Below are 11,142 nucleotides of genomic sequence, written 5' to 3'. Positions count from 1 at the left end.
CGCACAGGCCGCCTTCAAGTCGGGCGACGGCGGCGGCGGCGATGCGCGGGTCCGTATTGGCGCATCCTCGAAATTGTCCGTCGGCAGCGACCTGATGATTGCAGCCAATGGCAATGGCAATCGCGGCGCCGGGGGTGTCGGCAAGGGCGGCACGGCGCTGGCTGAAATTTTCGGCGCCGGCGGCACGTTGCTGGTCGGAGGCGGTCTGATGGTGAATGCCAATGGCGGCGGCGGTACCGGTTTCGGCAGCCCGACACCCGCCGGCGACGGCGTCGGCGGCAATGCTCGGGCCGAGCTGCTTGGCGGGCAATTGACCATTAAAGGTGATGCCGGCCTGCTGCTGTCAGCAACGGGCGTTGGCGGCAGCGGTTTTGGCGGCGCGCGCGGCGGCAGCGGGTTCAGCGGCGCGGCGACCCTGCTGCTGGATGCCGGCGGGGACGTGAGCGTGTCGCAGTCGGCGAACATCGACGTGTCCAGCACGGGCGGCAGCAGCAGCTTTATCGCCGGCAATGCGCTTGTCCGCGACGGCGGCGGCGTGCAGCTACGGCTTGGCGCGGGCAATGCGCCGGCCAGGCTTTTTGTCGGCGGAGACCTGAGCGTCGTCGCCGGCGCCGACGGTGGCACGGCTTCGGCGCCCGGTATTGGCGGCGATGCGCGGGGCGCCGATGTGCGCCTTGATATATTGTCGGGACTTGCCGATGTTGCCGGTGCCATCGCGGTGGACAGCGATGCGCAGGGCGGTGGCGGCACGACCGGCGGCGCCGCGCAGGGCGGGACAGTCTCGGCGATGCTGGCCGGGGGCGGGGCAGCGCCTGGCCTGGGCAGGATCACGATTGCGGTGGACGCCCGCGGCGGCAACGGCGCCGCCGGCGATAGCATCGGCGATGGCGGCAGTGCCACCGGGGGCAGCATCAACCTTGTCGTCGGCGCTGGCAGCCAGCTCATTGGTCCCGCCCTGCTGCAGGTGCTGGCGCGGGGCGGATCAAGCGTGGACGGCGATGGCGGCGGTGCCACCGGCGGCAACCTGTCACTTCGCGCCGAGGGCGCGCAGGCCCGGCTTTCTGGGCCTGTCGTATTGATCAGCGAGTCGTTCGGCGGCGACGGCAGCGCACGCGGCGGCGATTCGGCAGGCGGCGCCATCAGCCTTGATGCACTGGCGGGCGGGCAGTTGCAGGTCGGAGCGCCTGGTATCAAAGGCTCTGCGCTGGCCATGGCGCAAGGCGGTTTTGGCAGTGTCGGCACCGGCGGCAATGCAAATCCATTGGAATTGGGCGGCGGCGTCACGGCGAGGGCCACCGGAAGCGGCAGTGTGCTGGCTTTTGTCGGCGACATGTTGTTGCAGACCGGCGGTCAGGGCGGCGGCGGGCGCAGCGGCGGCGGTAACGGCAAGGGGTCCGGCATCACACTGGCCACGAACGGCGGGCGAATGGAGGCATTGGGCCTTGTGGTGGCCGACGCCGGTGGCGCTGGCGGCAGCGCCAGCAGCGCCGGCAATGGCGGCAGCGGGCGCAGCGGCAACATCGATATCCGGATCCAGGGTCTCGCCGGCACTGACAGCATGGCGCTTGGCGGCGTTCAGGCCTCGGCAATCGGGCGCGGCGGGCTGGGCAGCAACAACGCGGACGGCACCGGCGGCAATGGCGGCGACGCGTTTGGCGGAAAGGTGACCATCGGGGCAGCGGGCAGTGCCGGGCAATTCAGCGCCGGACAGACGATTGTTGTTGCCGATGCGTTCGGCGGCGGCGGCGGCGGCGGCGGGGACGGCGGCAATGGCGGCGATGCGGTCGGCGGCGAGGTACTGATCGGCACCGGCACCGCTGCCTCGGCCGCTGGCGGCCAGTTTGCATGGACCAGCATGGACGCCAGCGCCAACGCGTTTGGCGGCAGCGGCGGACCAGGCGATGCGGGCGGCAGCAACGGCAACATTGGCGGCGCCCGTGCAGTCAGCAGCCGGATGGTCATCAACGGCGGCAACGCCACTGTTACGGGCGACGCCGTGCTGACTGCCCGGGCCTCTGGCGGCAATGCACCGGTCATCGGCGGCCTTGCCGAACTGGCCGTGGCACCAGGGCTGGCCAGCAAGTTGACCATAAGCGGGGCGGCAAGGCTCAGCAGCGCGGCCAGCGCCGTGAATCCGGCCGCCAGCGTGGCGGGCGCAGCGCGGGTGACGGCGATCGGCGGCGCGCTGGAGTTGGCGTCGCTGGATGTGTCGGTGAGCGGCAATACGCTGGCACCTGATGCGGCGCCCACAGTGCTCGCTGCGGGCACGGGCGGCACCATCACAGCCACCGGGGCGGCGCAAGTCATCGCGCGCACCGAAGTGGCGCTTGGCGATGCCGGCACCATGACCTTTGGCGGCGAACTGCGGGTCGCAGCCGGCGAGAATTTGCGGCAAGGCATTGCCGGCCTGCCGGCCAGCTTTGGTCCGATCCGGGCCGGGCGGCTGGTCCTCAACGCCGGCGGCAACATTATCATTGCCAGCACGCTGACAGCCGATGGCGAAGGCCAGATCTTCACCGGTGGCGACATCAGCCTTGGAAACGTCAAGGCCGGCACCATCCTGACGGTGCAGGGCCGCAGCATCACGGCAGGCGCCGTGCGCGGCGATGAATGGGCGCGGCTGTTCTCCAGCGAAACCATGACGTTGGGTTCGCTCAGCGCCGGGGTCATCGCCCAGATGTTTGCCGATGGCGCGCTTGTTGTCGGCAATGTCGATGCCGGCATTTCGGCGCCGCCGGCGGGCACGACCGGCGATATCTATCTGCGGTCATTGGCGTCGATTTCGGCGGGCACGCTCACATCCTCGGGCAATGCCGGCGCTGCGGCTGCCGGCATTATTACGACAGGGACTGTCAGCGCCGGCAATATCGCGGTGCAATTGTCAGGGGGCGACATCACCAATGGCGGCTTTGTCCTGCCGGCGACAGGCACCATCTACTTGGGCAACTTCAGCCAGCGACCATTGATCAGCTTTGCCGGTGTCGCGGCCGATTACACGGCGCTGCTGGCGGCGGTGCCGACCGTGGTGCCGGGCCGCGTCACCATCAATGGCAATGTGGCCACCGGGCGCATCACCGCAAACGCTGCGGACGCGTTACGCATTCGCGGCAGCCTGACAGCGGCGATCGGCGCGACCTTGAGTGGGCAAAGCCTGACGCTGGGCGACATCACGGCGGCGGGCTTCCTGGATTTTACCAGCCGTTCAGACCTGACCATCGGCAATCTGGTGGCCGCGGGCGCGGTGACATTTGCCGTCACCGGCAACATCGTGACCGGCGCGGTCCAGTCCGGCGGCAGCATCAGCCTCACAGCCACACAGGATGCCGCCGGGCTGGGCGGCGCCATTGCCACCGGGGCGTTGACAGCCGACGACGATATCCGCTTGTCGAGCACGGGCAACCTGACAACCGGCGCATTGACCGCGCTGGATTCCGTGTTCCTGACCGCACTCACACCCCAGCGCCTGCCGGCGACATTGCCGGTCATCACCACCGGCAACATTCGTACCGGCGCGGTCGAGCGCCGGGGCCTGGTGTTCATCAATTCGGCGGGCAGTGTCGTTTCCGGCAACATTTCGGCCACGGGCAGCGTCGGAGTGATCGGCCAGGGCGGACCCGTGACCACGGGCACGATTGCCACAGGCTCCAGCCCGATCGTGCTGCTCGATCCGGGCGGCATCACCACCGGCGCGCTCAGCACGTCCAATGCCGGCGCGATCTTCATCGCCAACCACGCTCTGCTGCCGCAAATCACGTTCGACCAGGCCGGCAACCCGCAATATGCCGCGCTGCTGGCATCGGTGCCGGTGCGGCTCGACGGTTTTGTCACCATCGGCGGCCCGGCGACGACCGGCCGCTTCGTGTCGGCATCGACGGGCGCCTTTTCGGCACAGGCGATCACTGCGGCGCAAAGCGTCACCATCGACAGCGGCGCGCTGGCGACGTTGGCGGGCAATGTCGCTGCACCGACCATCACCGTCACATCGCGTGATATCGTGATCGGCGCGGGCGCCCTGATCGGCGGCGGCAACACCAGTGCGATCACGCTGGGCGCCAGCAACGACGCCGGCGCCAGCATCGGCGGCACCGGCGGCACGGGTTACAGCCTTGATAATGCCGAATTCGGCCGCCTGCGCGCCAGCAACATCACGGTGCGGCTGGCCGGCAGCACACTGATGACCATCGGCGACCTGACGCTGACCGGCAGCGGCGCAGCCAGCGCTGGGAACCGTATTTCGCTCATCGCGGACGGGGGCATCCGCGTCGCTGGCCTTGTCACCATGGCGAATGCCGGGCCAGCCGATGTTCTGGCCCTGACTGCGGGCACCAGGCTGGAAGTCATCACCGACGCCGGCGGCATCCGGCTGGGCAGCAGCGGCGACACACCAGCCGGCAATCTCGAAATCAGTTCCGGCGATGTCTGGGTGGTAACCGCCGCCGTGCAGGCGCAACTGGCGCAGAACAGCAATTTCGCCGGCCGTGACCGGCTGCTCGGGCTGGCGCCGACAACGCCCGATCTTGCGGGCCGACTGGTGGCCAGTCGCATCCAGATCGGCGCGCTGCGCACGGTGCTGATCCAGAACACCGGCAGCGCCTTTGCCCGCGCCGCGTTCACGGCCGGCAGCCTGGCGGTTCGTGCCGGCAGCGATCAGGCGGGCGCTTTGCTCGATGTCGTCATCAATGGCCGCATTGCTGGCGATGCCGGCTTCATCATCAACAACCAGACCCGCGATGTCGTCAGCTTTCTGCCTGCCACCGACAATCTGACGCTGACATCAAGCGTCAACGGCTGCCTCATTCGCGGTGTCTGCTCGGCAGGCGCGGACAATCAGGCCATCGCCACCATCATCAACAACATCGCCGAACTGACGCAGCCACGCGAGGAGGAACGTGAAAAACTGTCGCGCAGCCTGCCGCAGTTGCCGATTATCATCCAGCAACAGCTGATCGACCTGACGGAATTGTTTGCCGACCCTGATATCGACGACCCGGTGACCAGCAGCGGCAACCCGTCGCTTTGGCAAGACAACCGGCTTGGCAGCCGCCCGGCAACGGGAGGCCAGAAATGAGCCGCGCCGGATTTGCCGTGCTGGTTGCCGCCGCCCTTGCGCTGCCGGGGCCGGGTGCTGCGGCACCCGCTGTGCCGTCGCTGAAACTGGCCGACAGTTTTCGCATCGGCAACGCCGGCGTGCTGTGCACGGCACAAAGCCGTGTGGCCGACGCAGCGCTGAACAGCCTGTTCGACCGCGCCTATGCCATTGTTTGCCGCGATGCCGCTGCACCTGTTGGCCGGCTTTATGCCTTTCGCAGCGGCAAGGGCAGTTTTGGCGGCGACGCGGTGGTGCGGCTCGGCAGCTGCGGCACACCCGGCCCCGCCGATATCGCCGACCTGCCACAGGCGCGGCTCGCCCGCTGCGAAAAAGATGGTCTTTCGCGGTCGGTCTATACGCTCACGGCCGGTCGCACGTTGTTCGTGGCCGATGGCCTGTCCGGCTATGGCGCCGCCCTGCGCATCGGCCTGCAAAGCCTGGCCCGCGACCGCGCGACCGCCGGCATTGTCGATGTGGCGGCAACCGAGGCCGGCGACCCGGCGGCATTTGCCCGCGTGCAGGCCGGCAGCCTTGATCCGGCACAGGCGCTTGCCGAAGGCTATTTGCGCAATAACGCCGCCAGCTTTGCCGAATCGTCCGAATTCTTCGACCTGCTGGTTGAGCGCAGCCGGCAAGGCACGCCGGGCTTTACGCGCAGCGCCGAGTATCTGGGCAACCAAGGCCTGCAACAGTCCAATCTCGGCAGCTTTGCCGAGGCGGATCGCCTTTTTGCGCAGGCGGCACAGGCCATCGACACCTCCGACCCCGTGGCGGCGCGCCTGTTGCGCAATGCCGAGGCGATGCACGCCCTCAACCAGCGCCGGCCTGAAACCGCACTGGCTGTTCTGGACCGCCCGGTCAGCGGCAATGTCGGCACCATGGCCGCGTCGCGCATTGCGCAGGGTTTCATCGACACGCCCCTGTCACAGCGGCTCAACAACGACGATGCCGCGCTCAGGGCGCTGGGCAGCGGCGATGCCCGCCTGTCGCCCGAAGAACGCGCCGCCATCCTGGATGCGCAGGCGCTGTATCTGCGCGGCGCCGCGCTGGACAGCCTTGGCCAGCCGGCGGCCGCACGCGCCGCCCTCGATAGCGCCTTGACGGACATGAGCAGCGTGCGCGGCGGCAAGGTCCGCAGCATTGCCTGGATGCGCGCGGCGGCACTGACCGCTCTGGCCAACCTGCAAGAAGCCGGCGGCGAAGCAACGGCAGCGCGCGCCGGGCTGTTGCAGGCCGCTACGCTGGTCAGCGGGCAGTTTCCGGATTCGGCAGCGGCACTGGCGGCCAATGCCCGGATGGCGGCGCTGCTGTCACGGCAGGGCGATGCCGCCGGCGCTGCCAGCCTGTTCCGCAGCATCGTGACGGCGGCGCAGGACACGCCCGGCGCGGGCCAGGTGCTGCGCCCGCTGCTGGCATCATGGTTTGCCCAATTGGCCAGCAGCAATGATCCGGCTGCACCAGGTGATTTCCTTGCCGCCGCGCAAGTCCTTGTGCGGCCCGGCGTTGCCCAGACGCAGGCCGTGCTGGCACGCGAATTGTCGGGCGGCAGCGACGAGGCCGCCAGCCTGTTCCGGCAATCCCTGACGCTTGGCCGCGATATCGTGCGCAGCGATGCCGATATCGCCCGGCTGGTCAGCAACCCTGAACCCGCGCCGACGGATGTGGAAAATCTGGTTTTGCTGCGGGCACGCACCGAGGCTTTGCGCCGCGACCAGACGGCCGTGCTGGCGCGCCTGGCCGACTTTCCGCGCTATCGCTCCATCACCAACAACAGCGTCACTCTGGTCAAGCTGTCGGGCGCGCTTGGCGCAAACGAAGCCTATTACAAGCTGATGCTGGTCGGCGATGATGCCTATGCGCTGTATGTGACGCGTGGCGGCAGCCAGTTGCTGCGGGTCGGCGCCTCGGCCAGCGAGATCGGCGCCATGGTCAAGGCGCTGCGCGATACAATCGTCATCTTTGAAAATGGGCGGCCCACCACGTATCCGTTCGATGCGCTGGCAGCACGGCGCCTGTATGTGGCGCTATTCGGGCCAGTGGCTGACAAACTGCCGGCCGCCAGCCATCTCATATTCGAACCTGATGGCGCCATGCTGCAATTGCCGATCAACCTGCTGATTGCCGCCGACACCAATGTCGAGGCCTATCTGGCCCGGACGAACAGCGATGCCGGCGATCCGTTCGACATGCGCGGCATCGCCTGGCTGGGCCGCACCCATATGGTGTCCACCGCCGTGTCACCGCGCGCATTTCTGGATGTGCGGGCAATCCCGGCCTCAAAGGCGCGGCGCAGCTATCTGGGGCTGGGCGAAAATGCCGTGCCAGCCCAGACCCCGCCAGCCCAGACCCCGGCAACCATGACCCCGATACCGACGCGCGCCGATTGTGACTGGCCGCTCAGCGAATGGGGCCGGCCCGTCAGCGGCGCCGAATTGTCGCTGGCTTCACGGCTGCTCGGCGACGGCCAGGTGGTTACCGGCGCCGGCTTCTCCGACGACGCCATCATGAAAATGGCCGATCTCAAGGACTACCGCGTCATCCATTTTGCCACCCATGGCCTGGTGACGGCGCCGCGGCCCGAATGCCCGGCGCGGCCGGCATTGCTGACATCGTTTGGCGGCGAAGGTTCGGACGGCTTGCTCAGCTTCCGCGATATCTTCGACCTGTCGCTCGATGCCGACACCATCATCCTGTCGGCATGCGACACCGCTGGCGCCGCCAGTGCCTCGGCAACCCGCGAAGCCGGCATCACAACCGGCGGCAGCTTTGCCCTTGATGGCTTGGTGCGGGCGTTTGTCGGCGCCGGTGCGCGGGCGGTTGTCGCCAGCCACTGGCCGGTGCCCGACAGCTATGATGCAACCAGCACGCTGATATCGGGGCTGTTCGCGCAGGCCGGGCAGCAACCGGTGGGCGAGGCGCTGCGCCGCTCGCAGCTGGGCATGATGGATGCCGCCGACACATCCCACCCCTATTACTGGTCGGGGTTTGCCATCATCGGTGACGCTGCCAAGCCCCTGTCGAAAACCAACTGAGGCGCCGGCACGGTGGCATCACGCACCGCCGTGCTCAGACGGGCCGTGACACAGGCTGGCCCGATGCGGCTGGCGATAACGACGGCTGTATTGTTGCTGGCAGTGCTGGCGGCGCGATTCAGCTGGAACCTGCCTGTCCTGCTGGCGGCTGAACGCGGGCTATATGACGTGCGCGCCGCGTTGACGGCGCCGCGCGCCGACCAGGACCCACGCATCGTGCTGGTGGTGTTCACCGAAAAGACGCTGGCCAGCACCGGCAAACGCTCGCCGCTCGACCGCTCGATGCTGGCACGGGCGCTTGCCAATATCGACCGGCAGAAACCGCGCGCCATCGGTGTCGATGTGCTGATCGACCAACCGCAAACCGAGGACCCGCAGCTGACGGCCGTGCTGCTGGCGATGAAGTCCCCGACATACTTCGGATTTTCGACCAACAGCGAAAATGCCGAATTCGTCATGCCGTGGCAGGAAGCGCATATGCGGCGCTTTTTCGATGCGGTGAAAACCGCGCCCGTGCGCACCGCCAATATCCGGCTGGATGTCGATTCGGACAATGCCTGGCGGGCCTGGCCAACACCAGCCGCCGCGCCGCCGCCGTTGCTGGTGAATGCCATCACTGGCACGCGCAGTTTTGACGATTTTGTCGGCGCCGCCCGGTTCCGCCAGCCGCGCGCCGCTGACAGGCCGGTATTCGCCAGCCTTGAAATCGATCTGTTCGCAGATCCGGCGGTGGCCGACGCGCTGTCCAGCGCTATCGCCGGCAAAATCGTGCTGATCGGCGCCGACCTGCCCGAGGCCGACCGCTTCATCACACCATTGACGCGCCTGTCGGGCAAGACGACGCCGGGTGTCGAATTGCACGCCACGCTAATAGCCCAGGCCATGGACGGGGCCAGGCAGATGCCCCTGCCCGACTGGGCACTGTGGATGGCCGCGATCGTCGCGGTGCTGGCCGGCGCGGTCACGGGCGGTTTCGATTTTTCCACAAGGGCGCTGGTACCGTTCATTGCGGCGCAGTTGGCGGCCGTGGCGGCGCTGCCTGTCTGGCTGCAATCGCTTGGCAGTTATGACACGCTCGGCATGCCGGCCTTCGGGCTGGCGGCGGGATGGCTGATGGCGCTGATGGCGGCATCGACCACGGCGCGCATCGTCGGCGCGCAGCAACGGCGGTTTGCCCAGGGCGCGCTGGGCAAGTATCTGCCGCGCGATGTCGCCGAGCAGATCCTGCGTGAACCCGAGCAACTGGCACTCAAGGGCGAACGCCGCGACATCTATGCGCTGTTCACCGATATCGAGGGTTTTACCTCGATGTGCCAGGACCAGCCGCCCGAAGTGGTGGCGGCCACGCTCAACGATTATCTCGATGTCATGAGCAATGCGGTGCTGGAGCATGGCGGCACCATCGACAAATTCGTCGGCGACGCGGTGGTGGCATTCTGGGGGGCGCCGCTGTCCAGACCGGACGATGGCATTCGCGCCAACGCCTGTGCCATCGCCATGGCCCGCGCCGGGGAGGTGTTCCGCACCCCCCGTCCCGGCCGCCAGCCGCTGGGGCGCACTCGGGTCGGCCTGCACCACGGCCGCGCGGTCGTGGGCAATTTCGGCGGCGAAGGCCGCATCCAATACACGGCGCTCGGTGATTCGATGAACGTGGCGGCGCGGCTGGAAGGCGCCAACAAGCAATTGCACACCGCCGCGCTGGTCAGCCGCGAAGCAGCGATGTCGGTGGGGCTGGACCATTTTCGCCCCATGGGCCGGGTGCGCGTACGCGGCCGCGAACAGCCGATCGATATTTTCGAGCCGCTGGGCGTCGGGCACGCCGTCGCCGACCCGGTATTTGCCGGGCTGTATGCGCGTTTCCAGTCCGGCGACATGGCGGCGCTGGATGCGCTCAGGCACCATTCAGCCGGTGCGCCCGATGACAAGGCACTTGCGTATCTGGTGCAGCGATTGGACACTGTCGGTCCTGGAGGATGCCATGATCTCGACTAAACCTGTGACGTTCGTTCTTGCCGCAGCCGCGATGCTGCTGGGCGTGTCCGCTGCTGCCGGTCCGTTGGTGGTGCGGGCATCGGGGCCGTCGGCCGCGTCGTTCAAACCCGGCCAACGCCTGCCCGATGCACCGCTGGTGCTCAAGGCCGGCGACATGGTGATGGTCCTCGACACCAAGGGCACGCGCAGCTTTTCCGGGCCGGGCAGCTTCAGTTTCTCGGCGCCCAGTGCGGCGGCCAGCCAGCCGGCCTTTGCCGCGCTGCTGGTGCAGAAGCCCGAACGCCGCGCCCGCATCGGGGCGGTGCGCGGCAGCCGCGGCGAAGAAAAGGGCGCTCCCGTGCCGCCGGGCATCTGGGCCGTGGATGCCGGCATCAGCAGCACCGTGTGCGCGCGTGACCCCGCAGCCATTTCACTGTGGCGCGCCGACCCGCAAGCGCCGGCGACGCTGACGATCACCCGCGCCAGCGATGGGGCGGCGGCATCGCTGGCCTTTGCTGGCGGTCAGGCGGTGGCCGGGCTGCCGGCGGCGGTGGCCGGCAGCGCTGGCACGCTGCGCATCACCGGCGGCAAGACGCCGGTTGCCATAACGATCAAATCGGTCTCCCCGGCCGCCGACATCGAGGCCTTGGGCGCCCAGTTCGTCGCGCAAGGCTGCGACGGCCAGTTCGCGCGGCTGGCGAAGCTGACGGTGCAGCCGCAATAGCCTCAATGGGCCGTCCAGCCGCCGTCGATTACGAGTTCGGACCCGGTCATGTATCGCGACGCATCGCTGGCAAGGAACACCACGCCGTCGGCAATGTCCTCGGGTTGCCCGGCGAAACCCATCGGGGCGCCAGCGCCGATGGCATTCACGTCCATGGCATTGGCGCCCGGCGCGGCACCCGGCAGGGCGGCTCGGCGGGCATGTCGGGAGATTGTGCCACCAAGGGCGGGGTGCGGCTGTTCACCAAGGCGGTCGCGATGGAATGCGCGATGGCGCGTGACGGCATCCGCTGCAATTCGGTGCACCCCGGCATCATCGACACGCCG

General features: G+C 68.1%; 6 protein-coding genes. 5 read left to right on the top strand and 1 reads right to left on the bottom strand.

Annotation, left to right across the window (positions count from 1 at the left end; all coding sequences use genetic code 11):
- Positions 1–94 precede the first annotated feature (94 nt).
- The 4 genes from RMQ73_RS11205 to RMQ73_RS11190 are packed head-to-tail and all read left to right on the top strand — an operon-like array spanning position 95 to position 10,816.
- Complete coding sequence (locus RMQ73_RS11205; protein WP_310498323.1) at positions 95–5,068, top strand: hypothetical protein; 4,974 nt, start codon at positions 95–97, stop codon at positions 5,066–5,068.
- Positions 5,065–8,121 (top strand): CHAT domain-containing protein, encoded by a 3,057-nt coding sequence (locus RMQ73_RS11200; protein ID WP_310498322.1) that lies wholly within the window; start codon positions 5,065–5,067, stop codon positions 8,119–8,121. Before RMQ73_RS11205 ends, RMQ73_RS11200 begins: the two co-directional genes overlap by 4 nt.
- A 12-nt stretch (positions 8,122–8,133) precedes the next feature.
- On the top strand, positions 8,134–10,113 hold the full coding sequence (locus tag RMQ73_RS11195; protein WP_310498321.1) for an adenylate/guanylate cyclase domain-containing protein: 1,980 nt from the start codon (positions 8,134–8,136) through the stop codon (positions 10,111–10,113).
- Positions 10,114–10,117: 4 nt separating this feature from the next.
- Complete coding sequence (locus RMQ73_RS11190) at positions 10,118–10,816, top strand: hypothetical protein (RefSeq protein ID WP_310498320.1); 699 nt, start codon at positions 10,118–10,120, stop codon at positions 10,814–10,816.
- Between the two features lie 2 nt (positions 10,817–10,818).
- Here the strand turns inward: RMQ73_RS11190 and RMQ73_RS11185 are convergent, their stop codons facing one another.
- The gene (locus RMQ73_RS11185) at positions 10,819–10,911 is read right to left on the bottom strand and encodes an SDR family oxidoreductase (protein ID WP_310498326.1); all 93 of its coding nucleotides are present in this window, start codon (positions 10,909–10,911) and stop codon (positions 10,819–10,821) included.
- Between RMQ73_RS11185 and RMQ73_RS11180 the strand changes: the two genes are divergently transcribed.
- Positions 10,879–11,142: SDR family NAD(P)-dependent oxidoreductase (locus RMQ73_RS11180; RefSeq protein ID WP_310498324.1), on the top strand; the 264-nt coding region annotated here is incomplete at its 3' end. The two genes, RMQ73_RS11185 and RMQ73_RS11180, sit on opposite strands and share 33 nt — an antisense overlap.

Origin of the sequence: Sandarakinorhabdus sp. (genome assembly GCF_031430775.1) — a bacterium.
GTDB lineage: Bacteria > Pseudomonadota > Alphaproteobacteria > Sphingomonadales > Sphingomonadaceae > Sandarakinorhabdus.
The sequence above is the reverse complement of the archived record's forward strand: the minus strand, read 5'-3'. Positions and strand labels throughout refer to the sequence as shown.